The organism is Enterobacter cloacae complex sp. IR5401 (genome assembly GCF_049238425.1).
Taxonomy (GTDB): Bacteria; Pseudomonadota; Gammaproteobacteria; order Enterobacterales; family Enterobacteriaceae; genus Enterobacter; species Enterobacter hormaechei_C.
Genome location: NZ_JBMKHN010000020.1, coordinates 1 through 24,671 on the forward strand (window position 1 = coordinate 1; position 24,671 = coordinate 24,671).

Sequence of the window (24,671 nt, forward strand, 5' to 3'; positions counted from 1 at the left end):
ACCTGGCGCGCAAATAAAACTCGGCAAACCTTCACTCATCATCAAGTAGGTGGAGCCATGAAACGCACACCATTTTACCGCAGGCCAGGGCGAACCGGGCAATTCTCCGGCCTCCGTGAGCGCGTTATCTGGATGATTCAGACGCGCGGCCGCCCGGTCACCGGCAGCGAAATTGCTGAGAAGTTCGGCGTAACGCTCATCGAGTTTAACCGGGTCGCCAACGGCATTACCCGCGGCTCCGGACAGATAGCTCAGATCGTTGAGTCGGAAAAATGGATCAACGAGGACGGCATCTGCGACCGGACTTTCGACCTGGTAACGAAACCAAAGGTCATTACTCCGCAGGGTAAATCGCGGCTGTTCACCCGGCGCGCCATCGAGCAATCGCAGGAAGGTAGGCGACAGGAGTGCATAGCTCGTGCCGCCCGCCGTCGCCGCCTGATTGCTCAGGGCCTCTACATCGACGAAATGGAGTCCATCCTATGACTCACGCTCACGACGACATAAGGGTTGGCACTCTGTGCCTTCCCTTCATTGGTAACGGCTGGCTAATGCCATGGGGTGAAGTGGTCCGCAATCCATTAAAGGAGCAGCGGCTCGCTGAGGAATATCGGGAAAGGCAGGAGGCGGCATGATTCATTTTCACGGCGGCCCTATTACGCCGGACACATGCGCCCTGAAGGCATGGAAAGGCAGGCACGCTTTCATTTCCTTCGCCAACCCCGGCCAATTAGCCCTGGCCAGCGAAGTCACCCAGTCTTTCGCGCTGGATAACGGCGCATTCAGTTTCTGGACGAAAAAGCGCGTTGTTAACTGGAATGACTACTACGCGTTTGTAGGTCGCTGGATGAATCACCCTCGCTTTGCTTTTGCTGTTATCCCTGACGTGATCGGCGGGACCAGTGAAGAGAACGATGCGTTAATCGCAGAGTGGCCGCACGGCAAAGTAGTCGGCGCGCCGGTGTGGCACATGAACGAGCCAGATGAACGTTTCTTCCGCCTGTGTCGGGAATTTCCGCGCGTATGCATCGGCAGCATGGGTGAATACGACGCGAAGCGCCCGCGCTCATGTCGGGCAAAGTTACGCGACCTGATTCAGCACGTTGTCGACGCCAACGGCTATCCGATCGCCAAACTTCACGGCCTTCGCATGCTGAACGCCGATATCTTCCGCCATATCCCGCTGTCGTCAGCTGACAGCACAAACGTAGCTCGCAACATCGGCATCGATAAGGCGTGGGATAAATCAGCATACGCGCCGGCCAGCAAAGAGACTCGCGCTGCGGTTCTTGTTGAGCGCATTGAATCTTACAACTCCGCCAGTTCGCTGAATTACGACGCAGAACGCGACCGTTTCACGCCGCAACTGGCTTTCGAGGTCTAAGGAACCAGCATGACAGCACAAATCATCCGGGAGCTTATCGCTCCCTTTTTATTGCTGGCGTTTGCCGTCAGCCGCATCAATGAACAGTTCAGGGAGTACTGACCATGACTCAAAAATGCGCGGTAATTGGAAAACACATCACGCCATGCGAATTGCTGGGCAAGGCGCTGGAGTATGGCAACCCGACCAAGAAGTCAAAAGGCGCATTTCTTCCTGAGCGGGTCAGCATGGCGACCGGTCTTCGCGGAATGGATATTGCTCAGCTTCATTCAGGCCATTATGTAGGCCGTGGCATGGCAATGAACTTTTGCCCATTCTGCGGTGAAAGCCTTAAGACGTGGGAGGTTCAATGACTGCCGAGCTTATCGATCAGGCCAGCGCTCTCGAAACTATGATGCGCGAACAAGCAATACAGGCTCACCGGATTAACCGTGATGCGGTATCGGCAACGCACTGTAGCGATTGCGGCGAGGATATCCCTGAGTTGCGCCGGGTGAAGGTGCCCAGCTGCCAGCGCTGCGCGAGTTGCCAGCAGGATGAAGAAGTACGCATGAAACATGGGAGGGGATGATGGATTACAGCAAGCTGAGTGATGGGGAGATTAGCGTCAGGCTGGCCTATTTCCTTAAGCCAAAATATAGCGCCACCATTCACCCGTATGACCAGGCCGCCGCTCAGTTGTCATGGAACTGGCTCAACACGGTGCAGACAACGGGTTATTTCCCGCTGCGTCGTGCCGAGGAGCTTTACCCGGCAATGAAGAAGCATCGAATCGGACTGGCACCATCAGGGAAGACCGTCTGGCAGGCATCCCACGAATCGGGCATCAGCGCCACTCACCGTAACCCACTTCGCGCCGTGGCAATCGTCTACCTCCTTTTGCAGGAGTCAGCCAATGTTCAAGCTAATTCAACGGGGTCAGATTTACGCTGACCAGCACGGTTGGCCCGTCATCATCCACAGCTGCACATCACAGATAGTCCGCTACTGGCGACAGGGCCGGATCAACACAGCTTCAATCGACCGATTCAACAATGACTTTGAGCACCTCGATCACCGTGAGGCGGCACAGATACGCGCCGAACTGGAGACGAGCGAGCATATCAAATCGCTGCGTGCCCGGCGCGCTGCATGAGGAGAAATTATGTCAAATTTAGCAATGAAGGTTTTGCAGTGGCAGGCGACAGGCGATGTCGGCGTTAGCAGTGCGACGATGGCATCCATTGCTTTGGGCTTGGATAAGCCATTTTACGGAAGCCATTTCGGCGCGCCGCATGACCCATCCGATATGTTGCGTTGCATGAAGTTACTGGAAGCCATCCCGGAGATTCGGGATCACTTCCCTGCTATCGCCAAACGAGTTCCAACCTTCAAAGGGCTTATTGAGCAGTGGGATGATCTGGTCGAGGTGATGAACCGTGAGTGCGTTGGTGAAAGATGGCGCGCTCCGGATGCATACAACCTGATTAAAAAACTGCGAGGCGACGACAAGCAGCGCCGAACAATCAGATTCGCCTGACGCAACTGATAGCCAGTTATTAGCTGGCTATTGGGTGCGAAAGCACTGCAACGTAATCCCCCTTTCAGCCCTCCATTGCGAGGGTTTATTTTTGCCTGGAGAAAACCATGAGCGACATTATTCAGTTGGTACCGAATAAATGGGTCACAGAGGAACTTTTAACTGCGACAACCGGCATGTCAAAGCACATGATTCAGCATGCCCGCCGGTCTACCTGGATGGAGGGAAAGCATTATCGCCATGTTGCCCCTGATATGGCACCTAAGCAAAACAGCCCAATCATGTATAACCGCGATGAGATAAACCACTGGATCGAGCACCAAAGCCCAGCGAAACGCCGGAGAATATCTGCTTAAATGTCCTTTGGCACATCAAACGAGGAATGATTATGGCAGCATACCCAACAGGCGTAGAGGTTCATGGCGAATCGTTACGCATATGGTTCATATATCAGGGGAAGCGTGTCAGGGAAAATCTCGGCGTTCCTGACACGCCAAAAAACAGGAAAATGGCAGGCGAACTTCGGGCTTCAGTCTGCTTTGCGATAAAGACAGGCGCATTCAATTATGCCTCGCAATTCCCTGATTCATCGAACGCAGAGAAATTCAGCACTGTCAGAAAGCAAATCTCACTACTTGAACTGAAATCGAAATGGCTTGGGCTTAAAGAGATGGAGCTTAGCCTCGGGACGTTGAGGCGTTACGATTGCCACCTCACAACCACTATCGAAACAATTGGTGAGCACAGGTATATCGGCAGCCTGAACACTGAAGATATCCTTAGTGCCAGGAAGGAGCTACTGAACGGCTGGCAGAAGACCAGACATGGCCTAAATCATCCACCCAAAAAGGGAAGAAGCGTTCCTACAGTCAATAGCTATATGGCATGCCTTGGCGGGATGCTGAGCTTTGCTTTCAAAAGTGGCTACCTGAAAACCGATCTGATGGCAGGTATTACCCCTCTCGCAAAAGAAAGACCCATTCCAGATCCTCTTACTTCTGATGAGTATCAGAGAGTGGTTGCGGCCTGCCCAACGCTACAGTTTCAGAATATGGTTATCTTTGCGGTAAATACAGGCGTCAGGCATGGCGAACTAAGCGCGTTATCCTGGGAGGATGTGGATACTGTCAACTGGACTGTTACAGTGTCACGGAACTATTCCCTGAAGGGAAACTTCACCCTGCCAAAAACCAACGCCGGGATTCGAACAATACAGCTGACCCAGCCAGCAATTGATGCACTCAAGGCGCAAATGCCACTGACCAGAATGATGGCATCCCACAAGGTAAGCGTCAGCCTACGGGAATACAAAAAAAAGAGAACCGATGAATGCACCTTTATATTCTCGCCGTCCATTACTTCAATGAACGGTAAGAAGACGATGTGCTACGTCCCCGGATCCATTAATTCAGCCTGGCGCACTGCCCTGCGTCGTGCAGGTGTCCGACAAAGACGGTCTTATGAAACCAGGAACACATATGCGTGCTGGGCACTGGTCGCCGGAGCGAACCCAAATTTCGTTGCGCACCAGATGGGCCATTCGTCAGCGCAAATGCTATTCACGGTTTACGGTAAATGGATGACCGAGAATAACCATGACCAGGTGGGCATTTTGAACGCATCATTTACTCAAAATGCCCCACCGATGCCCCATAGAAAAACAGCATAACCTTAACTATCTGATTTAACATATTAATATCACTTCAATCATGATTCATCTGGATGAGCAAGGTCGGATCGTTTGCCTTTAGCTTCCTGCCGGTAATGTTCTGTATCGCCATTCCTCTGGGTCTGGCGCGCGAAAACAAAGGCGTGGCGGCGTTTGCGGGCTTCGTTGGCTATGCGGTCATGAACCTTGCGGTTAACTTCTGGCTGACCGCCAAAGGGATCCTGCCGACGACCGACGCGGCGGTACTGAAAGCCAATAACATTCAGAGCGTGATTGGTATTCAGTCCATCGATACCGGGATTCTTGGAGCCGTGATCGCGGGGGTGATTATCTGGATGCTGCACGAGCGCTTCCACAACATCCGCCTGCCCGATGCGCTGGCCTTCTTCGGCGGGACCCGCTTTGTGCCAATCATTACGCTGGTTGTGATGGGTCTGTTTGGTCTGATCATCCCTCTGATTTGGCCGATTTTTGCCATGGGGATCACCGGGATTGGCCGCATTATCAACGGCGCGGGTGATTTCGGCCCGATGATTTTCGGTACGGGTGAACGTCTGCTGCTACCGTTTGGTTTACAGCACATCCTGGTTGCCCTGATCCGCTTTACGGAAGCAGGCGGCACCATGGACGTTTGCGGTCATTCCGTTAGCGGCGCGCTGACCATCTTCCAGGCCCAGCTGAGCTGCCCGGCCACTCACGGCTTCTCTGAAAGTGCGACGCGTTTCCTTTCTCAGGGTAAAATGCCTGCCTTCCTCGGCGGCCTGCCGGGTGCTGCGCTGGCGATGTACCACTGTGCCCGTCCGGAAAATCGTCATAAAATTAAAGGTCTGCTGATCTCCGGCGTTATTGCCTGCGTGGTGGGCGGTACGACAGAACCTATCGAGTTCCTGTTCCTGTTCGTGGCACCGGTACTGTACCTCATCCACGCCGTACTGACGGGCCTGGGCTTTACCGTGATGGCTGTGCTCGGTGTGACCATCGGTAACACCGACGGTAACGTGATTGACTTCGTGGTATTCGGTATCCTGCACGGCCTGTCCACCAAGTGGTATCTGGTGCCGGTTGTGGCCGCCATCTGGTTCGCGGTTTACTACGGGATCTTCCGCTTCGCCATCACCCGCTTCAACCTGAAAACGCCTGGCCGCGATACCGATACGGCCACCAGCGTTGAACAGGCGGTGGCCGGTACCGTTGGGAAATCCGGATATAACACGCCGGCTATTCTGGCGGCGCTGGGCGGTGCGGATAATATTACCTCTCTGGATAACTGCATCACCCGCCTGCGTTTGTCGGTGGCGGACATGTCCAAAGTGGATACCAACGCACTTAAAGCTAACCGGGCTATTGGCGTAGTACAGTTAAATCAGCACAATTTGCAGGTCGTCATTGGCCCGCAGGTACAGTCAGTGAAGGATGAGCTGGCAACCCTGATGCGAACCGTCGAAGCCTGATGCCTCGCCCCCCCTCGTCATGAGGGGGTTTTACTTTACGGAGCACCGTCATGTTTGATTTTTCAACCGTCGTGGATCGACACGGCACCTGGTGTACCCAGTGGGATTATGTCGCTGACCGTTTTGGCGCTGCCGACCTGCTGCCCTTCACCATCTCTGATATGGATTTCGCCACCGCCCCCTGCATTACCGATGCGCTGCACCAGCGAATAAACCACGGGGTGTTTGGTTACAGTCGCTGGAAAAATGACGAATTTCTGGCCGCCGTGGCGCACTGGTTCCGGCAACGCTTTAACAGTCAGATTGATACCGAAACCGTGGTGTATGGGCCGTCGGTCATTTATATGGTCTCGGAGCTGATCCGTCTCTGGTCCTCGCCTGGCGACGGCGTGGTGGTCCATACTCCGGCTTACGATGCCTTTTATAAAGCCATCGAAGGCAACCAGCGTACCGTTGTTTCCGTGCCGATGCAGAAAACAGCGCATGGCTGGGAGGGGGATATGGCCTCGCTGGAAGCGGCGCTATCAAAACCGGAAAACACGATTCTGCTGCTGTGTAGCCCGCAAAACCCGACCGGAAAAGTCTGGACTCGGGAGGCGCTGACCACAATGGCGGCCCTGTGTGAACGTTATGACGTAGCGGTGATCAGCGACGAAATTCATATGGACATGGTATGGGGCACGCATCGTCATACCCCGTGGAATGAGGTTGCGCGCGGTAAATGGGCGCTGCTGACCTCGGGTTCCAAAAGCTTCAACATTCCGGCGCTGACGGGCGCCTGGGGGCTTATCGCCGATGACGCCAGCCGTAACGCCTATCTGAATGCATTAAAAGGTCGGGACGGACTCTCTTCCCCTTCCGTGCTGGCGCTGACCGCGCATATTGCTGCTTACCGACAGGGCGAACCCTGGCTGGACGCGCTGCGGACCTATCTCGAAGAGAATCTGCGGTATGTTGCTCGCGAATTAAACAGTGTTTTTCCGACACTCAACTGGCAACCGCCCGAGGCAACCTATCTGGCCTGGGTCGATCTCAGCCCGCTTGGCATTGATGACAAGACGCTGCAAAAGGTGCTTATTGAGCAGCAAAAAGTGGCCATCATGCCGGGATATACCTATGGAGCCGAAGGGAAAGGCTATGTGCGACTGAACGCTGGCTGTCAGCGTAGTAAGCTTGAACAGGGCGTTCAGCGCCTTATCGCCGGCATCAACACTCTGCTGTAAATCATTTGCGCAACGGAATATTCCCTTGCGCAAATAGCTTTTTACCCCGTTTTGTTTTTATAATATGGCGCACTTTAACCAGCAAAGAGTGCGACCATGATTGATACACGCCTGCCTTTAACTGATATTCACCGCCACCTCGACGGAAACATTCGTGCCCAAACCATTCTCGATCTTGGTCGCCAGTTCAATTTAACCCTCCCTGCCGAAACGCTTGAAACCCTGATCCCTCATGTTCAGGTCACGTCGAACGAACCGGATCTGGTGAGCTTTCTGAGCAAGCTCGACTGGGGCGTGAAGATGCTGGCCTCGGTCGATGCCTGTCGCCGTGTCGCCTTTGAAAACATCGAAGATGCCGCGCGCAACGGCCTGCACTATGTCGAACTGCGTTTCTCCCCGGGCTATATGGCGATGACCCACAATCTCCCCGTAGCGGGCGTGGTTGAAGCGGTCATTGAAGGCGTGCGTGAAGGCTGTAAAACCTTTGACGTTCAGGCGCGTTTGATCGGCATTATGAGCCGTACCTTCGGTGAAGCGGCCTGTCTTCAGGAGCTGGAAGCATTACTGGCGCATCGCGACCAGATCACCGCCATCGACCTCGCCGGTGACGAGCTGGGCTTCCCGGGCAGCCTGTTCCTGTCTCATTTCAACCGCGCACGTGATGCAGGATGGCATATTACCGTTCATGCAGGCGAAGCCGCGGGGCCGGAAAGCATCTGGCAGGCCATTCGTGAACTGGGTGCGGAACGTATTGGTCACGGCGTGAAAGCCATTGAAGATCGCGCGCTGATGGATTTCCTCGCCGAACAACGTATTGGAATCGAATCCTGCCTGACCTCCAATATTCAGACCAGTACAGTGGCATCGCTGGCGCAACACCCGCTGAAAACCTTCCTTGAACACGGGGTGCTGGCTTCACTGAACACGGACGATCCGGCGGTTCAGGGCGTGGATATTATTCACGAATACAACATCGCCGCGCCGCAGGCCGGGCTGAGCCGCGAGCAGATCCGTCAGGCGCAAATCAACGGGCTGGAGATCGCCTTCCTGACGCCTGAAGAGAAACAGGCGCTGCGCGATAAAGTTGCTCAGTAGTCCTCTTTACTGCCGGGTGGCGCTGCGCTTACCCGGCCTACGAAAGCGTTTGGCACTTATGCCAGACAGAGCGTTGCGCGATGTTTGGCAGATTCGATCCCCAGCTCAATGAGCTCCATAATCTGGATTGCCTGGCTTGCGGGAACCGGATTTTCACCTGAACCGTTCAGCGCGTTACGAATGGCGGCGTAATACGCCGGATAGTTCCCCGGCAGGGTCAATACCGTCTCTTCAACCAGCGCCTCACCCTCCGCACGCGTCACCACCCCGTCGCGCATGTCGTAGCCCCAGTCCTCCTGCGGTAAGCGTTCGCCATTTTTGAGGCGCTCTTCCTGCGGATCCTGGCCGAACTTCACATAGCTGCCGCGCGCCCCATGAATGATATAGCGGGCCGATTCCGCCGCCGCAAGCATTGTCCCGTGCAGCACAATGCGCCGCTGCGGATAACTCAAAATGGCATGGAAATAGTCGGTGGTCTGCGCCCCCGGCCTGAGCTGCGCTAAATCGACCGCCATGCTTACGGGCAGACCAAACAGATGAACGGCCTGATCGAGAAGATGCGGCGCTAAGTCATACCAGATGCCGCTGCCCGGTCCCGCCTGCTCGCGCCAGCGATCTCGCACCTGCGGACGATAACGATCGAAGTGCGACTCAAAAAAGGCAATTTCGCCGAGCGTGCCTTCGTTGATCAGCGCTTTGACCGTCAGGAAATCGCTGTCCCAGCGCCGGTTGTGAAAGACCGATAATAACCGACCCAGACTTCGCGCCAGCGCATCCAGCTCGCGCGCCTGTGACAACGTCACGGTGAAGGGCTTATCGACAACAACATGTTTGCCTGCCTCCAGCGCCGCTTTCGCCAGGGGGAAATGAGTGTCGTTAGGGGTAGGAATGACAATAAGGTCAATATTAGGATCGTTAAACAGATGCTTAGGCTCCGTTACCACCGGCACAGCTGGCCAGTCGGCGCGGACCTTAGTCTCATCGCTGCTTGTGATGGCCGCCAGTTCCATTCCCGGCGTGCCGGCAACCAGCGGTGCATGAAAGGTTTTGCTTGCGTACCCGTAGCCAATAAGACCGACGCGGATGTTTTCACTCATCGTTTGCCCCCTCGCTGTGCGCTTATTTATCACTGGCCTTGTGCTTAACGCACACATTAATAATGTGCCCTGTGAGTTAAAATAGCATCTCACGACAGCGTTTTTTGTTACCTCGCATTAAAGTGCGCATAGGGGGCCGGGGAATCGTTCCCAAAGCGCTTGCTCTGAAGAAAAGGGCGCTGTAACATTTGTAATCTGTATTTATGGATAAATTACAAACACAAATTATGACGTCAATAATTAATCGAATCATTGAATTAGCGGGATGGATTGTCCTTGGGGTTTCAGTCGTGTTGCTCGGCATTGCCAGCCATATCGATAACTACCAGCCGCCGGAGCCTGTGACTGTCGCACAACAAAAGTAAGCCGTGTCGTCATAAAGCGTGACACATTACGTCATGGAACATATTGCCAGCCGTAATGAACGGGGTTACCCTTCTCTTTCAGGCATCTCCTGATGCCTGATTCTTCGCAAAGAAAACTCCTAATTTCGTCGCGTTACCCGAGTGGACAGTTTACGTCTTTATTAATCCGTTTATTATTCGAACGCATTACCTTTATGGGTATTACCCTTTTATATGGAAACTTATTAATATGACAGTTCAGGACTATTTATTAAAATTTCGCAAGATCAATTCCCTTGAAAGCCTGGAAAAACTGTTTGACCATCTGAACTACACGCTGTCGGATAATCAGGACATCATCAATATGTACCGCGCTGCTGACCATCGTCGCGCCGAACTGGTCTCTGGCGGTCGTCTGTTCAATGTGGGGGAAGTGCCTAAATCCGTATGGCGTTACGTTGTATAAGAAAGTAGCCTTCGGCGTGAAATGTTATATACTCTCCGCCCTGCAAATTTCTGTATAACATTTCGCGCAGACTATGGGAGAGCGTATGACCGCATTGCCTGGAGAGAGAATTGGGGGCTGGTTAATCGCCCCGCTGGCATGGCTGCTGGTGGCATTATTAAGCGCTTCACTGGCGCTGTTGCTTTACACCACCGCACTGGTTACGCCTCATGCAATCCAGACACTGATGTCCCAGAGTGCGCTCAATATTGCGACGTGGTTTGTGTCGTTCGTTTTCGCGATCGCGATGTGGTACTACACGCTGTGGCTGACTATCGCCTTCTTCAAACGCCGCAAAAGCGTGCCAAAGCATTACATTATCTGGCTGCTGGTCTCCGTGCTGCTGGCTGTCAAAGCGTTCGCTTTCTCGCCTGTGTCTGACGCGCTGGCGGTTCGCCAGTTACTGTTTCCGCTACTGGCGACGGCGCTTCTGGTCCCTTACTTCAAGCGTTCGACGCGCGTTAAGAAGACCTTTGTCAACCCGTAATAACCTTACAGTTAACCTGTTGTGGCCTGTTGTCGTTTATCCGATAATAGGCGGCTATTTTATTTCAGGCTAAATAATGACCGATTACTTACTGCTCTTTGTCGGAACTGTGCTGGTGAATAACTTCGTACTGGTGAAGTTCCTTGGCCTGTGCCCGTTTATGGGCGTCTCCAAAAAGCTGGAGACGGCAATGGGCATGGGGCTGGCAACCACCTTCGTGATGACGATGGCCTCCATTTGCGCATGGCTGATTGATACCTGGATCCTAATCCCGCTCGACATGCTCTACCTGCGCACTTTGGCCTTTATTCTGGTCATTGCGGTCGTGGTGCAATTTACCGAAATGGTGGTGCGGAAAACCAGCCCTGCCCTGTATCGCCTGTTGGGTATTTTTCTGCCCCTCATCACCACTAACTGTGCGGTGCTGGGCGTGGCGCTACTGAATATCAACCTTGGGCATAATTTCCTGCAATCGGCGCTGTATGGTTTTTCCGCCGCGGTCGGTTTTTCTTTTGTTATGGTCCTGTTCGCCTCGATTCGCGAGCGTCTGGCCGCGGCGGATATTCCCGCGCCGTTTCGCGGTAACGCCATCGCTCTGGTGACCGCAGGTTTAATGTCTCTGGCCTTTATGGGCTTTAGTGGTCTGGTGAAGTTGTAATGAGTGCTATCTGGATTGCCATCGCGTCCATCAGCGTGCTGGGACTCGTCTTTGGCATCATTCTGGGTTACGCCTCCCGCCGGTTTGCGGTGGAGGACGATCCGGTGGTTGAAAAAATTGATGAACTTTTACCCCAGAGCCAGTGCGGGCAGTGCGGCTACCCTGGCTGCCGCCCTTACGCTGAGGCGGTGGGCGTGCAGGGAGAAAAGATCAACCGCTGCGCGCCGGGTGGCGAAGCGGTCATGCTTAAAATAGCTGCCCTGCTGAACGTCGATCCCCAGCCTGTCGACGGCGATGAACAGGCCCAGGAGCCTGTTCGTGCCCTTGCTGTTATCGACGAAGCCAACTGCATTGGCTGCACAAAATGTATTCAGGCGTGTCCTGTTGACGCCATTGTGGGCGCAACGCGCGCGATGCATACCGTTGTGGCGGATCTGTGCACCGGCTGTAATCTCTGCGTGGCGCCCTGCCCGACGCAGTGTATAGAACTGCGCCCGGTTGAAACGACTACCGAAAACTGGAAGTGGGACCTTCAGACCATTCCGGTTCGCAATATTCCTGTGGAACAACATGCTTAAGTTATTTTCTGCCTTCAGAAAAGAGAAGATCTGGGATTTCGACGGCGGCATTCATCCGCCTGAGATGAAATCGCAGTCTAACGGCACGCCGCTGCGCCAGATCCCGCTGGCGACCCGTTACGTTATGCCCCTGAAACAGCATATCGGCGCGGAAGGCGAATTGTGCGTGAAAGAAGGCGATAGCGTTCTTCGCGGCCAGCCGCTGACCTTTGGTCGCGGACGGATGTTGCCGATACATGCCCCGACTTCCGGTAAGGTGGTGGCTGTTGCCCCCCATACCGTTGCCCATCCGTCGGCGTTGTCTGAGCTGAGCGTGATCATTGAAGCCGATGGTGAAGACCGCTGGATCGAGCGTGACGGCTGGAGCGACTACCGTTCCCACAGCCGTGAAGCGCTGATTGAACGCATTCATCAGTTCGGCGTGGCGGGTCTGGGGGGCGCAGGCTTCCCGACCGGCGCTAAGCTTCACGGCGGCGGCGATAAAATCGAAACGCTGATTATCAACGCCGCCGAGTGCGAACCGTACATCACCGCCGATGACCGTCTGATGCAGGACTGTGCCGCGCAGGTGGTGGAAGGTATTCGCATTCTTGCGCATATCCTGCAACCCCGCGAAGTGCTGATCGGTATTGAGGACAATAAACCGCAGGCCATTTCGATGCTGCGTGCGGTACTGGCGGACAGCCATGATATCGCCCTGCGCGTGATCCCGACCAAATATCCGTCCGGCGGGGCAAAACAGCTGACGCAGATCCTGACCGGCAAACAGGTCCCCCACGGGGGCCGTTCGTCCGACATCGGCGTGCTGATGCAAAACGTGGGGACTGCCTACGCGGTGAAACGTGCGGTGATTGACGGCGAGCCATTGACCGAGCGCGTCGTCACGCTGACCGGCGAGTCCGTCTCCCGTCCCGGCAACATCTGGGCGCGTCTGGGTACGCCGGTGCGTCATCTGCTGGAACAGGCTGGCTTCTGCCCGGGTAGCGATCAACTGGTCATTATGGGCGGCCCGCTGATGGGCTTTACCCTGCCGTGGCTTGATGTGCCGGTGGTGAAGATTACCAACTGCCTGCTCGCCCCTTCCCTGACGGAGATGGGCGAAACGCAGGAAGAGAAAGGTTGCATACGCTGTAGCGCCTGTGCGGACGCATGCCCGGCAGATTTACTGCCGCAGCAGTTGTACTGGTACAGCAAAGGCCAGCTGCACGATAAAGCCCAGGCGCATAACCTGGCTGACTGTATTGAATGCGGTGCCTGCGCCTGGGTCTGCCCAAGCAATATTCCGCTGGTGCAGTATTTCCGTCAGGAGAAAGCTGAAATCTACGCCATCTCCATGGAAGAAAAACGTGCCGCTGAAGCGAAGGCCCGCTTTGAAGCGCGCCAGGCGCGACTGGAGCGCGAGAAACAAGCCCGTCAGGAACGCCATAAGCAGGCTGCCGTGCAGCCTGCGGCGAAAGATCAGGATGCCATTAACGCAGCCCTGGCCCGCGTGCGCGAGAAGAAAGCCACCGCCGCCCAGACGGTTGTGATCGCTCCGGGAGAAAAACCGGACAACAGCGAAGCGATTGCAGCCCGCGAAGCGCGGAAAGCCGAAGCACGCGCGCGTCAGGCGGAGAAAGCGCAAAACGCCAAACCGGAAGCCGACATCGACCCGCGTAAAGCGGCGGTGGAAGCGGCTATTGCCAGGGCAAAAGCCCACAAAGCCGGTCAGCAGACAGTGGTGGTTGAACAGGAAGCGACGGATCCGCGCAAGTCGGCCGTTGAAGCCGCTATCGCCCGCGCCAAAGCACGTAAAGCGGCACAGCTACAACCTGCCGAAGAGAGTGAAGCCCCTGTCGATCCGCGTAAAGCCGCCGTTGAAGCGGCCATCGCCCGTGCCAAAGCACGAAAAGCGGCACAGCAGGACGAACTGCCTGCGGCCGCTAATGACGATCCACGCAAAGCCGCAGTCGCCGCCGCGATTGCGCGCGTTCAGGCAAAGAAAGCCGCGCAGCAAGCCGTTAACGAGGATTAAATGGTTTTCAGAATTGCAAGTTCCCCTTATACCCATAACCAGCGCCAGACATCGCGTATTATGATGCTGGTGTGCCTGGCCGCGCTGCCAGGTATTGCCGTACAGTGTTGGTTTTTCGGCTGGGGTACGCTTTTCCAGTTAGTTCTGGGTTGCGCCAGTGCCGTCGCAGCGGAAGCCGCGATCCTGAAGCTGCGCAAAATGGAGGTGACTCGCATCCTGAGCGATAACTCCGCCCTGTTGACCGGCCTGTTGCTGGCCATCAGCATTCCCCCGTTCGCCCCGTGGTGGATGGTGGTATTGGGAACGGTGTTTGCGGTGATCATCGCCAAGCAGCTGTACGGCGGGCTGGGCCATAACCCGTTTAACCCGGCGATGATTGGCTACGTAGTACTGCTGATCTCCTTCCCGGTACAGATGACCAGCTGGCTGCCGCCGCATGAGATCGCCGCCACGGTGCCCGGCTTTATGGATGCCCTGCACGTTATCTTTACCGGCCACACCGCGCTGGACGCAGATATGAACGCGCTTCGCATGGGCGTGGACGGCATCAGTCAGGCCACTCCGCTCGATACCTTCAAAACCTCCCTGCGTGCCGGACAAAGCGTGGAGCAGGTGATGAAATCGTCTATTTACAGCGGCGTACTGGCAGGTGCTGGCTGGCAGTGGGTCAATCTGGCCTACCTGTTGGGTGGCGCGTTCCTGCTGCAACAGAAGGCGATCCGCTGGCATATTCCGGTGAGCTTCCTGGTGACGCTGGCCGTCTGCTCGACGCTCGGCTGGGTTATCTCACCTGAGTCACTGGCCAGCCCGCAGCTCCATCTGCTCTCCGGCGCGACCATGCTCGGGGCATTCTTTATTCTGACCGATCCGGTCACCGCCTCTACCACCAACCGTGGTCGTCTGATTTTCGGCGCGCTGGCAGGCTTGCTGGTCTGGCTTATTCGCAGCTTTGGCGGCTATCCGGACGGCGTGGCATTTGCCGTGCTGCTGGCTAACATCACCGTTCCGCTCATCGACTACTACACGCGTCCACGCGTGTACGGTCATCGCTAAGGGTCGCGCCATGCTCAAGACAATGCAAAAACACGGCGTCACGCTGGCGATCTTCGCCGCCGCCCTCACCGGGCTGACCGCGCTGGTAAATGAACTGACGAAAACCACCATTGCAGAGCAGGCAATGAAGCAGCAAAAAGCGCTGTTCGATCAGGTGATCCCATCCGATCTCTACGATAATGACCTGCAAAAAAGCTGCTTTGTCGTGCAGGCTCCGCAGCTTGGTAAAGGACCCCATCGCGTTTATATTGCCCGCAAGGGCGATAACCCCGTGGGCGCCGTCATGGAAGCCACCGCGCCGGACGGTTACTCCGGTGCGATTCAGCTGCTGGTGGGCAGCGATTTTTCCGGCACCGTACTGGGTACGCGCGTGACGGAGCATCACGAAACGCCGGGCCTTGGCGACAAAATTGAAACACGCTTAAGCGACTGGATCTTACACTTCGCCGGAAAGATGATTCATGGCGAGGACGATCCTGCTTTCGCGGTGAAAAAAGATGGCGGCGAATTTGACCAGTTCACGGGCGCCACGATTACTCCGCGCGCGGTGGTCAACGCCGTAAAGCGCGCCGGCCTGTATGCCGAAACGCTGCCCGCGCAGATCAATCATCTTTCCACCTGTGAGGAGTGACCATGAGCCAGGTTAAAGAGGTTATCGTCCAGGGTCTCTGGAAGAACAACTCCGCGCTGGTGCAGCTGCTGGGGCTATGTCCGCTGCTGGCGGTGACGTCTACCGCCACCAACGCGCTCGGGCTGGGGCTGGCGACCACGCTGGTGCTGACCCTGACTAACTTTTCCATTTCTGTTTTGCGCCGCTGGACGCCGTCAGAAATCCGTATTCCGATTTATGTCATGATCATTGCGTCGGTGGTCAGCGTCGTGCAAATGCTGATTAACGCCTACGCATTTGGCCTGTACCAGTCGCTCGGGATCTTCATTCCGCTTATCGTGACTAACTGTATTGTCGTAGGCCGCGCTGAAGCCTTCGCCGTGAAAAACAATCCGGCCATATCCGCGCTGGATGGGTTTTCCATCGGCATGGGCGCGACTGCCGCCATGTTCGTCCTCGGCTCTCTGCGTGAAATTTTGGGCAACGGTACGCTCTTCGACGGTGCGGACGCGCTGCTTGGCGGCTGGGCGAAGTCGCTGCGTATTGAGGTGTTCCATACGGACACCCCGTTCCTGCTGGCCATGCTACCTCCTGGCGCCTTCATTGGCCTTGGGATGATGCTGGCGTTAAAATACCTGATTGATGAAAAACGTAAACGCCGCGCCGCTGAACGCAGCGTACAGGAAGGGATCCCCGAGAAAGCAGTATGAATAAAGAGAAACGCATTGCGATCCTGACGCGCCTGCGCGATGAGAATCCTCATCCAACGACAGAGCTGAACTTTAACTCGCCGTTTGAACTGTTGATCGCGGTGCTGCTCTCTGCACAGGCGACGGACGTGAGCGTCAATAAAGCCACTGCCCTGCTCTACCCTGTCGCCAATACGCCGCAGGCCATGCTGGAGCTGGGCGTTGAAGGTGTGAAATCCTATATCAAGACCATTGGCCTGTTTAACAGCAAGGCCGAAAACGTCATTAAGACCTGCCGGATCCTGCTGGAGAAGCACGGCGGTGAAGTCCCTGAAGATCGCGCCGCGCTGGAAGCGTTGCCGGGCGTCGGGCGTAAAACGGCAAATGTGGTGCTGAACACGGCGTTTGGCTGGCCGACCATCGCCGTGGATACCCATATCTTCCGCGTCTCAAATCGCACCCGTTTCGCGCCGGGTAAAAACGTGGAAGAGGTTGAAGAGAAGCTGTTAAAAGTCGTTCCTGCGGAATTTAAGGTGGACTGCCACCACTGGCTGATCCTGCACGGCCGGTATACCTGTATTGCCCGTAAGCCACGCTGCGGTTCCTGCATTATCGAAGATCTCTGCGAATACAAAGAAAAAGTCTATCCCTGAGCGTAAACCACCTTACTTCTTACCTGTTCAAGCCCTTAGAATTAACAAGGGCTCTGATATCTTCTCATTTGACCATAAATTACCCTCTTTTTCTCCTTTACGCATTGTCGATTCTTCGGTCATTTAACACTCAAACAGGTTAATAGTTTTTTCATCACCAAAAATTTCTATACATCTGTGATCGCGATCACTCTGATAACCTGATGTTGGATTTTTGTTGTTAAAACCCGCCCAACCCCTTTGTCAGACAAGATTTCGTCTATTCCACACCGCACATAAGACCAGTCATTTTTCAGAACATGGGCTATATCACTGCCAATCACCCGAAATAGCAGAACATATCGCCATACAGCCATTAAACAGGGTCACTCACAGTCAAAAAAACCACTAATTTTCAACCAATGAAATTTAAAGCTGCATAACATTTGCGTGAACCGATGATTATACCGCCAGAGTTATATGTAACAGATTATTACAAACGTATTGCCAGATGGGGCTGGATAGTGAACATTACCCGCCGTTTCCCCTCCCAATATAACTATAAAGCGGATGGACTACGGTCATCACGCTATGAACACCCCCGTTAATATGGGATGTAAAAAAAGAGGTATATGTGTCTACTGCAAACAATAAACCAACAGATGAGAGCGTAAGTCTTAACGCTTTCAAACAGCCTAAAGCGTTCTATCTCATTTTCTCTATCGAATTATGGGAACGTTTTGGCTACTACGGCCTGCAAGGGATCATGGCGGTTTACCTGGTTAAACAGCTGGGTATGTCTGAAGCCGATTCCATCACGCTATTCTCTTCCTTCAGCGCCCTGGTGTATGGCCTCGTCGCTATCGGCGGCTGGTTAGGCGATAAAGTCCTCGGTACTAAACGAGTCATTATGCTGGGCGCCGTTGTTCTGGCGATTGGCTATGGGCTGGTTGCCTGGTCCGGGCACGATGCAGGTGTGGTTTACATGGGCATGGCTACCATCGCGGTAGGTAACGGCCTCTTCAAGGCGAACCCATCTTCCCTGCTCTCTACCTGCTACAGCAAAGATGACCCACGTCTGGACGGTGCATTTACCATGTACTACATGTCCATCAACATCGGCTCCTTCTTCTCTATGCTGGCAACCCCATGGCTGGCCGCAAAATTCGGCTGGAGCGTAGCGTTTGCGCTGAGCTTCGTGGGTATGCTGATCACCGTTGTGAACTTCCTGTTCTGCCGTAGCTGGGTTAAAGACTATGGTTCAAAACCAGACTTCGAACCCGTGCACATGGGCAAACTGCTGGCAACCATCGTCGGCATCGTGATCCTGGCCGCTGTCGCCACCTGGCTGCTGCATAACCAGGGCGTTGCACGTGCCGTACTGGGCGTGGTTGCGCTGGGTATCGTGATTATCTTCGCGAAAGAAGCCTTCGCGATGCAGGGTGCGGCACGTCGTAAGATGATTGTGGCGTTCATTCTGATGCTGGAAGCAATCATCTTCTTCGTTCTGTACAGCCAGATGCCAACGTCTCTGAACTTCTTCGCTATCCGCAACGTTGAGCACTCCATCCTCGGTATCGCGTTCGAGCCGGAGCAGTATCAGGCCCTGAACCCGTTCTGGATCATGATTGGTAGCCCGATTCTGGCCGCTATCTATAACAAGATGGGCGACCGTCTGCCTATGCCGCACAAATTCGCTATCGGTATGGTGCTGTGCTCTGGCGCATTCCTGGTGCTGCCGCTGGGGACGAAATTCGCGACCGACGCGGGTATCGTTTCTGTTAACTGGCTGATCCTGAGCTATGCGCTGCAATCCATCGGTGAACTGATGATCTCCGGTCTGGGCCTGGCGATGGTTGCGCAGCTGGTCCCTCAGCGTCTGATGGGCTTCATCATGGGTAGCTGGTTCCTGACTACCGCTGGCGCGGCCATCATCGCAGGTAAGATTGCGAACCTGATGGCGGTACCAGACAACGTTACCGACCCGCTGGTTTCCCTGAATGTCTACGGCACCGTGTTCATGCAAATTGGTATCGCGACCGCCGTGATTGCCGTACTGATGCTGCTGACCGCACCTAAACTGAATCGTATGACGCAGGACGACGACAAATCCGCTAAAGCGATTAAAACCGCGAACGCGTAATGTCATCGGGAAACGACTGAACAGAAGCCGCTAATTGATTAGCGGCTTTTTTTTTATCCGAACGCGCACTAACATAGCTGGAACCTCAGCAAAAAGGAGTTACCGATGAAACTATTCTATAAACCGGGCGCCTGCTCTCTTGCTTCCCATATTACGCTTCGCGAGAGCGGTAAAGATTTCACGCTGGACGGCGTTGACCTGATGAAAAAGCGCCTGGAAAACGGGGATGACTTTTTTGCGATTAACCCAAAAGGGCAGGTTCCGGCCCTGCTGCTGGATGATGGCACCCTGCTGACCGAAGGGGTGGCGATTATGCAATTCCTGGCGGACAACGTACCGGATCGTCAGCTCCTTGCCCCCACCGGCAGCATTGCGCGTTATAAGACGCTGGAGTGGCTGAACTATATTGCCACCGAACTGCACAAAGGCTTTACGCCCCTGTTCCGCCCGGACACGCCAGAAGAGTACAAACCTACCGTGCGCGCGCTGCTGGAGAAAAAGTTGCAGTACGTTAACGACGCGCTGAAAGACGACCAGTGGATCTGTGGCTCGCGTTTCACTATCGCCGATGCCTATCTGTTTACCGTTCTGCGCTGGGCGCGCGCGGTTAAGTTGAACATGGAAGGATTAGACCATGTCGCATCGTATATGACGCGCGTGGCGGAGCGTCCTGCGGTGGCGGCGGCGCTGAAAGCGGAAGGGTTGAATTAACGGAGCGGCCTGAGGAGCCGGGTGGCGCTGACGCTTACCCGGCCTACAAATTCCGTAGGCCCGCGCAAGCGCAGCGCCGCCGGGCAGTGTCTATAGCTGCGTTGCGCTAAAATAGTGCTCCGGCTTCGCGATGCGATCCTGTGCCGCGACGACCTGGAGCTCATATTCCTGCATCGTCTTCGTCGCAATCATGATTTCATAAACGGCTGCGGTGACGTGCTCCAGCGCATCGCGCAGGCTCGCACCCTGTAATAGCTTCACCAGCAGCAAACCGCTGGTCACATCCCCGACCCCGACAGGCTGACGTGTACCGAAATCCACCAGCGGTCGACTGATATGCCAGGCTTCATCCTTCGTCACCAGCAGCATCTCAAAACGGTCCTGGCTCAACCCTGCGCGTGCCAGGTGTTTCACCAGCACAATCTCTGGCCCCTGGGCGATCAGCTCGCGAGAGGCGCTTACAGCCTCTTCTACGCTGTTGACCGGATGCTCGCACAGGATCTCCAGTTCAATCAGGTTGGGGGCAATAATATCGCTGGCGGGCAATGCATGACGGACATGAAACTCCGCAACGCCCGGCGCTACGATGCAGCCTTTTTCAGGATGTCCCATCACCGGATCGCAGAAATATTTCGCCGCGGGGTTTGCCGCTTTCACCTGGCGCACAATGCCGAGGATATGTTCCCCCTGCTCCGCCGAACCCAGATAGCCGCTCAGTACGGCATCGCAGCGTTTAAGCTGGTCGATATCCGCAATCCCCTGAACGATTTCCGTCAGATGCGACGGCGGCATTACGCAGCCGGTCCATTTACCGTACTGGGTGTGATTCGAAAACTGGACGGTATTAAGGGGCCAGACGTTAACGCCGAGGCGGCGCATCGGGAATTCCGCAGCGCTGTTGCCAGCATGTCCAAACACAACGTGGGACTGAATGGCGAGGATGTTCTTCATGTTGTACTTACCAAACCCTGTCAAAACAAAAGGGGCGTGGTTTCCCACGCCCCTGCATACTTTTAATTACTTCCAGCAGACCAGGCAGTAATTTTTCTTACCGCGACGCAGCAGCGTGTAGCGACCATAGAGACGGTCGTTCTCGGTAAAGGTATATTCCGGATCGGCCTGTTTTTCGCCATTAATGGTGATCGCGTTAGAGGCGATGGTTTTACGCGCCTGACCGCGAGACGGCTGGAGCTCGGAGTCCACCAGCGCCTGCATCAGATCGGCGCCTTTTTCCATCTCCACCATCGGTACGCCATCCTGCGCCAGCTGTTCGAAATCCGCTTCGCTTAAATCGCTCAGGGTCCCGTTGAACAGGCTCGCCGTAATGCGTTTCGCCGCCGCCAGACCTTCTTCGCCGTGAACCAGTTTGGTTACTTCGTCCGCCAGCACGTACTGGGCGCGTGGTGCTTTACCGCTGTTCTTGTCTTCTTCTTCCAGCGCATTGATTTCTTCGATATTCATAAAGGTGAAGAACTTCAGGAAGCGATAAACGTCGGCATCCGCCGTGTTGATCCAGAACTGGTAGAATTTATACGGGCTGGTTTTCTTCGGATCCAGCCATACCGCGCCGCCTTCGGTCTTACCGAACTTGGTACCGTCTGCTTTGGTGATCAACGGCACGGTCAGACCAAACACCTGATTCTGGTGGAGGCGACGGGTCAGATCGATACCGGAGGTGATGTTACCCCACTGGTCGGAACCGCCAATTTGCAGAGATACGCCGTGCAGCTTGTTCAGGCAGGCGAAGTCATACCCCTGCAACAGGTTGTAGGAGAACTCGGTGAAAGAGATACCTTGGTCGTCACGGTTAAGACGCTGCTTCACTGCTTCTTTGTTAATCATCTGGTTAACAGAGAAGTGTTTGCCGATGTCACGCAGGAACGTCAGCACGTTCATGCCACCAAACCAGTCGTAGTTGTTCGCCGCAATCGCAGAGTTATCACCGCAGTCGAAATCCAGGAACGGTGCAACCTGTTTACGGATCTTATCCACCCACTCCTGCACGGTGTCTTCGGTATTCAGCTTACGCTCAGCGGCTTTGAAACTTGGGTCGCCAATCAGACCGGTCGCGCCGCCAACCAGAGCGACAGGCTTATGGCCGGCCATCTGGAAGCGTTTCAGGCATAACAATGGAACAAGATGCCCCAAATGCAAGCTGTCAGCGGTGGGATCGAAGCCGCAATAGAGCGCGATCGGGCCTTGCGCCAGTCGCTCTGCTAACGCTTCCTCGTCCGTCACCTGGGCCACGAGGCCCCGCTCTTGCAATTGTTTAATCAAGTTACTGCTTGCCATCAAATTCTCCATGTATAAACGACTGCACCTTTGCCGGTACACGACTTTTCGCCTGATGCGAAAGGACCATAGAATAAAGCGCCAGCGCGGTGTGCGCTAGCGCTTAAATCAACAAATTTTGGGGATTACGGTGCCAGTCTGTCGATTTTCCAGCCACCGTTGTCGCGCTGGTATAAAAAGCGGTCGTGGAGACGGTGTTCACCGCCCTGCCAGAATTCCATCTGCTCAATGGGGATGCGGAACCCGCCCCAGAAACTCGGCAGCGGTACTTCACCCTGCTGAAACTTCTGTTTGAGTTCGAGGAATTTACTCTCCAGCACGCCGCGGGCTGAGATGCGGCTGGACTGTTTAGAGACCCAGGCACCGATCTGACTGTCGCGCGGGCGGCTGTGGAAATATTTCACCACTTCAAGCGTAGAGAGGCGCTCCGCCTTGCCGGTAACCATCACCTGGCGCTCAAGCATATGCCACGGGAAGAGCAGGCTAATACGCGGATTATTTTCAAGGTGATGCGCTTTACGACTGCCCAGGTTGGTGTAGAACACCAGCCCTTTCTCGTCATAATGCTTGAGAAGAACGATGCGTTGATACGGCTGACCATTTTCATCAACCGTGGCAACGACCATCGCCGTCGGGTCGGCCAGTTTCGCTTCGCAGGCCTGCTTCAGCCAGCGTTCAAAAAGCACCAGCGGTTCGGCGGGAAGATCCTGGCGTCGCAAACCGCCTTTGGTGTATTCACGGCGCAGATGCGCAATTTGCTGTAGTTCGTCGTTATCTGACATGGCGTTAGCTGAAAGTGAGATTGGGTGGCGCTATTGTGCGCGCCCCCTTCAAAAATCTCAACGCTTCGGATTTTGAAGCTGACAATCGTTCAGCACAATGCGGTCACGCTTGTAGACGGTGGCGCTGTCGCCTTTCGACCAGAAGACGTAGATCCCGTCTGAGTAGCGCGCACCGGAGGCCGACATTCCCTGCTTCAGCGTCAACAACTTATTGTCATAAACAAAGCTGGCTTCCTGACGCGGGTTGTTCAGCTTCACCGTCAGCGGTTTTTCATCACAACGATATTCCAGCGTATCGGTTTGCATACGCTCAACGAAGTGGTTATAGACGCTGCATCCGGTCATAAGAAAAGGTACAGCAATGAGAAGAAGTTTTTTCATGGGCAGATTCCGAAGACTATCCTGGTCCTGGAGGGCCTAACCGCCCTCCTGTTTTTCCCTATTTTACGGGTTACGCCTCCCGCTGAATTTCAGTTAACTCTGATTATGGCGCGGGTTTGCGGGGAAAATGGCCCCGAGGACGCTCGCCTCCCGCGCACCGGTTACGGAGGGTAAATTACCCGGCAGACCGGCAACCGTACGCCAGGCAAGCCAGGCGAAGGCCAGCGCTTCCATATCGTCTCCGCTGATCCCGGCTTCATCAGTGGTCGTGACTTCGGTGCCCGGCAGCAAGGCGGCGAGGCGTGCCATCACCAGCGGGTTTCGGCTTCCGCCTCCGCATACCAGCAAGCGCTCACACCCGCCGCTCAGCAACACCTGTTCAGAGATCGACACCGCGGTGAGCTCCGTCAGCGTAGCCTGAACATCCTGAGGCGCAAGGCCGGGGAAGCGCGCCAGCTGACGTTCAAGCCAGCCGTAGTTGAAATATTCCCGCCCCGTGCTTTTTGGCGCAGGCAGAGCAAAGAAAGGATCGCTTAACAGGGTTTGCAGCAAGGGAAGGATCACTTTCCCCTGGCTGGCCCACTGCGCGTCTTTGTCATAGGCTTTACCGCTCTGACGCCAGATCCAGGCATCCATCAGCATATTACCGGGTCCGGTATCGTACCCCCGCACGGGCTGCCCGGGAATAAGCATCGACAGGTTGGCGATCCCGCCGATGTTCAGGACCATCCTGCGCTCTAACGGGTGCGCCAGCAGCGCTTGATGAAAAGCCGGAACCAGCGGCGCCCCCTGCCCGCCGAGGGCCATATCGCGACGACGGAAATCACCCACCACCGTTACGCCGGTTTTTGCCACAATCTGGTTGTTATCGCCAATTTGCATCGTGTGCGGCGCCTCGCCGACAGGTTCATGCCAGACGGTCTGCCCATGGCAGCCTATTGCCACGATATCCTGCGGGTGGAGTCTTTCCTGCTGCATCAGGGCCAGTACCGCATCAGCAAACAGCGCCCCCAGACGCACATCCAGTTGGCCCAGTTGGGAAAGCGTCAGCTGTTGCCCCTGGCAGATGTTCAGGATCTCTTCTTTTAACGAGACCGGAATTGGCCAGGTCAGGCTTGCCTGCTGCGCCACCATGTTTTCATCAATGGCGGCCAGAACGACATCCACACCGTCAAGACTGGTACCAGACATCACACCGATATAGCGACCCGATTTCATGCGCTTTCCTTACGTTACATGGGCTAAGTGCAAACACTCCATCATAAATAACGCGGCTTTGCTATGCGGTGATAATAATTTTTAACAATCTCAGACCTGTAGCACAGGCGATGTTTGTTTATGTCCCGTTAAGCCC

General features: G+C 55.1%; 30 protein-coding genes and 1 pseudogene. 25 read left to right on the top strand and 6 right to left on the bottom strand.

What is annotated here, in order from left to right; translation table 11 throughout:
• Positions 1 to 57 precede the first annotated feature (57 nt).
• The 13 genes and pseudogenes from ACOTX1_RS20840 (at position 58) to add (ending at position 8,341) form a co-directional block, all read left to right on the top strand.
• Complete coding sequence (locus tag ACOTX1_RS20840) at positions 58 to 486, top strand: hypothetical protein (RefSeq protein WP_058648106.1); 429 nt, start codon at positions 58 to 60, stop codon at positions 484 to 486.
• Complete coding sequence (locus tag ACOTX1_RS20845) at positions 483 to 635, top strand: DUF1317 family protein (protein WP_421766867.1); 153 nt, start codon at positions 483 to 485, stop codon at positions 633 to 635. Before ACOTX1_RS20840 ends, ACOTX1_RS20845 begins: the two co-directional genes overlap by 4 nt.
• Entirely contained in the window at positions 632 to 1,384 is a 753-nt protein-coding gene (locus ACOTX1_RS20850; RefSeq protein WP_421766868.1) for a hypothetical protein, read from the top strand. Before ACOTX1_RS20845 ends, ACOTX1_RS20850 begins: the two co-directional genes overlap by 4 nt.
• Before the next feature lie 104 nt (positions 1,385 to 1,488).
• Entirely contained in the window at positions 1,489 to 1,737 is a 249-nt protein-coding gene (locus ACOTX1_RS20855) for a hypothetical protein (protein WP_421766869.1), read from the top strand.
• Complete coding sequence (locus tag ACOTX1_RS20860; RefSeq protein WP_421766870.1) at positions 1,734 to 1,955, top strand: TraR/DksA C4-type zinc finger protein; 222 nt, start codon at positions 1,734 to 1,736, stop codon at positions 1,953 to 1,955. The genes ACOTX1_RS20855 and ACOTX1_RS20860 overlap by 4 nt, the downstream gene beginning before the upstream one ends.
• A complete protein-coding gene (locus ACOTX1_RS20865; RefSeq protein ID WP_421766871.1) occupies positions 1,952 to 2,317 on the top strand; it encodes a hypothetical protein in 366 nt (121 codons plus the stop codon). Before ACOTX1_RS20860 ends, ACOTX1_RS20865 begins: the two co-directional genes overlap by 4 nt.
• Positions 2,280 to 2,519 (top strand): DUF4222 domain-containing protein, encoded by a 240-nt coding sequence (locus ACOTX1_RS20870; protein ID WP_047747026.1) that lies wholly within the window; start codon positions 2,280 to 2,282, stop codon positions 2,517 to 2,519. The genes ACOTX1_RS20865 and ACOTX1_RS20870 overlap by 38 nt, the downstream gene beginning before the upstream one ends.
• Positions 2,520 to 2,528: 9 nt before the next feature.
• On the top strand, positions 2,529 to 2,903 hold the full coding sequence (locus tag ACOTX1_RS20875; RefSeq protein WP_126818869.1) for a hypothetical protein: 375 nt from the start codon (positions 2,529 to 2,531) through the stop codon (positions 2,901 to 2,903).
• 107 nt (positions 2,904 to 3,010) lie between these two features.
• Positions 3,011 to 3,259, top strand: coding sequence for an excisionase family protein (locus ACOTX1_RS20880; RefSeq protein WP_022650951.1), 249 nt, complete (start codon positions 3,011 to 3,013; stop codon positions 3,257 to 3,259).
• Positions 3,260 to 3,291: 32 nt separating this feature from the next.
• Complete coding sequence (locus ACOTX1_RS20885) at positions 3,292 to 4,572, top strand: Arm DNA-binding domain-containing protein (protein WP_421766872.1); 1,281 nt, start codon at positions 3,292 to 3,294, stop codon at positions 4,570 to 4,572.
• 44 nt (positions 4,573 to 4,616) lie between these two features.
• Positions 4,617 to 6,023 (top strand): annotated as a pseudogene (malX, locus tag ACOTX1_RS20890) (maltose/glucose-specific PTS transporter subunit IIBC); the annotation flags it as partial.
• 50 nt (positions 6,024 to 6,073) lie between these two features.
• Positions 6,074 to 7,246 carry a MalY/PatB family protein gene (locus tag ACOTX1_RS20895; protein WP_023313976.1) on the top strand — a complete coding sequence of 391 codons (1,173 nt, stop codon included), beginning with the start codon at positions 6,074 to 6,076 and terminating at the stop codon, positions 7,244 to 7,246.
• 96 nt (positions 7,247 to 7,342) lie between these two features.
• Complete coding sequence (gene add, locus ACOTX1_RS20900) at positions 7,343 to 8,341, top strand: adenosine deaminase (RefSeq protein WP_015570661.1); 999 nt, start codon at positions 7,343 to 7,345, stop codon at positions 8,339 to 8,341.
• 56 nt (positions 8,342 to 8,397) lie between these two features.
• Here the strand turns inward: add and ACOTX1_RS20905 are convergent, their stop codons facing one another.
• Positions 8,398 to 9,438, bottom strand: a complete 1,041-nt coding sequence (locus ACOTX1_RS20905; RefSeq protein WP_023313975.1) for an oxidoreductase — start codon at positions 9,436 to 9,438, stop codon at positions 8,398 to 8,400.
• Positions 9,439 to 9,677: 239 nt separating this feature from the next.
• On the opposite strand from ACOTX1_RS20905, the gene blr reads away from it, so the two are divergent.
• The 12 genes from blr to gstA all read left to right on the top strand — a co-directional run bounded on the left by blr (position 9,678) and on the right by gstA (position 19,862).
• A complete protein-coding gene (gene blr, locus ACOTX1_RS20910) occupies positions 9,678 to 9,803 on the top strand; it encodes a division septum protein Blr (RefSeq protein ID WP_151884424.1) in 126 nt (41 codons plus the stop codon).
• 229 nt (positions 9,804 to 10,032) lie between these two features.
• The gene (gene ydgT, locus ACOTX1_RS20915) at positions 10,033 to 10,248 is read left to right on the top strand and encodes a transcription modulator YdgT (RefSeq protein WP_000217941.1); all 216 of its coding nucleotides are present in this window, start codon (positions 10,033 to 10,035) and stop codon (positions 10,246 to 10,248) included.
• A gap of 85 nt (positions 10,249 to 10,333) precedes the next feature.
• Positions 10,334 to 10,774, top strand: coding sequence for a DUF2569 domain-containing protein (locus ACOTX1_RS20920; protein ID WP_015570663.1), 441 nt, complete (start codon positions 10,334 to 10,336; stop codon positions 10,772 to 10,774).
• A gap of 76 nt (positions 10,775 to 10,850) precedes the next feature.
• Complete coding sequence (rsxA, locus tag ACOTX1_RS20925) at positions 10,851 to 11,432, top strand: electron transport complex subunit RsxA (RefSeq protein ID WP_003857582.1); 582 nt, start codon at positions 10,851 to 10,853, stop codon at positions 11,430 to 11,432.
• Positions 11,432 to 12,010, top strand: a complete 579-nt coding sequence (rsxB, locus tag ACOTX1_RS20930) for an electron transport complex subunit RsxB (protein WP_003857583.1) — start codon at positions 11,432 to 11,434, stop codon at positions 12,008 to 12,010. The genes rsxA and rsxB overlap by 1 nt, the downstream gene beginning before the upstream one ends.
• Positions 12,003 to 14,024 (top strand): electron transport complex subunit RsxC, encoded by a 2,022-nt coding sequence (gene rsxC / locus ACOTX1_RS20935; RefSeq protein WP_263522539.1) that lies wholly within the window; start codon positions 12,003 to 12,005, stop codon positions 14,022 to 14,024. Before rsxB ends, rsxC begins: the two co-directional genes overlap by 8 nt.
• Complete coding sequence (gene rsxD / locus ACOTX1_RS20940) at positions 14,025 to 15,077, top strand: electron transport complex subunit RsxD (RefSeq protein WP_023313973.1); 1,053 nt, start codon at positions 14,025 to 14,027, stop codon at positions 15,075 to 15,077.
• A gap of 10 nt (positions 15,078 to 15,087) precedes the next feature.
• Positions 15,088 to 15,708: an electron transport complex subunit RsxG gene (gene rsxG, locus ACOTX1_RS20945; RefSeq protein ID WP_003857590.1), complete on the top strand. Its 621-nt coding sequence runs from the start codon at positions 15,088 to 15,090 to the stop codon at positions 15,706 to 15,708.
• A 2-nt stretch (positions 15,709 to 15,710) separates the two neighbouring features.
• On the top strand, positions 15,711 to 16,397 hold the full coding sequence (locus tag ACOTX1_RS20950; protein ID WP_003857592.1) for an electron transport complex subunit E: 687 nt from the start codon (positions 15,711 to 15,713) through the stop codon (positions 16,395 to 16,397).
• Entirely contained in the window at positions 16,394 to 17,029 is a 636-nt protein-coding gene (gene nth / locus ACOTX1_RS20955; RefSeq protein WP_003857594.1) for an endonuclease III, read from the top strand. The genes ACOTX1_RS20950 and nth overlap by 4 nt, the downstream gene beginning before the upstream one ends.
• 613 nt (positions 17,030 to 17,642) lie before the next feature.
• Entirely contained in the window at positions 17,643 to 19,151 is a 1,509-nt protein-coding gene (dtpA, locus tag ACOTX1_RS20960) for a dipeptide/tripeptide permease DtpA (protein WP_003857596.1), read from the top strand.
• Between the two features lie 105 nt (positions 19,152 to 19,256).
• Entirely contained in the window at positions 19,257 to 19,862 is a 606-nt protein-coding gene (gene gstA / locus ACOTX1_RS20965) for a glutathione transferase GstA (protein ID WP_003857598.1), read from the top strand.
• A 90-nt stretch (positions 19,863 to 19,952) separates the two neighbouring features.
• On the opposite strand, the gene pdxY is transcribed toward gstA, so the two are convergent.
• The 5 genes from pdxY to anmK form a co-directional block, all read right to left on the bottom strand.
• Positions 19,953 to 20,813 (bottom strand): pyridoxal kinase PdxY, encoded by an 861-nt coding sequence (pdxY, locus tag ACOTX1_RS20970; protein ID WP_023313972.1) that lies wholly within the window; start codon positions 20,811 to 20,813, stop codon positions 19,953 to 19,955.
• Between the two features lie 66 nt (positions 20,814 to 20,879).
• Entirely contained in the window at positions 20,880 to 22,154 is a 1,275-nt protein-coding gene (gene tyrS, locus ACOTX1_RS20975; RefSeq protein WP_023313971.1) for a tyrosine--tRNA ligase, read from the bottom strand.
• Between the two features lie 125 nt (positions 22,155 to 22,279).
• Positions 22,280 to 22,936, bottom strand: a complete 657-nt coding sequence (gene pdxH / locus ACOTX1_RS20980) for a pyridoxamine 5'-phosphate oxidase (RefSeq protein WP_003857601.1) — start codon at positions 22,934 to 22,936, stop codon at positions 22,280 to 22,282.
• Positions 22,937 to 22,993: 57 nt separating this feature from the next.
• Positions 22,994 to 23,317, bottom strand: coding sequence for a C-type lysozyme inhibitor (gene mliC / locus ACOTX1_RS20985; RefSeq protein WP_023313970.1), 324 nt, complete (start codon positions 23,315 to 23,317; stop codon positions 22,994 to 22,996).
• A 93-nt stretch (positions 23,318 to 23,410) separates the two neighbouring features.
• Entirely contained in the window at positions 23,411 to 24,535 is a 1,125-nt protein-coding gene (gene anmK, locus ACOTX1_RS20990) for an anhydro-N-acetylmuramic acid kinase (protein ID WP_023313969.1), read from the bottom strand.
• Positions 24,536 to 24,671: the final 136 nt, after the last annotated feature.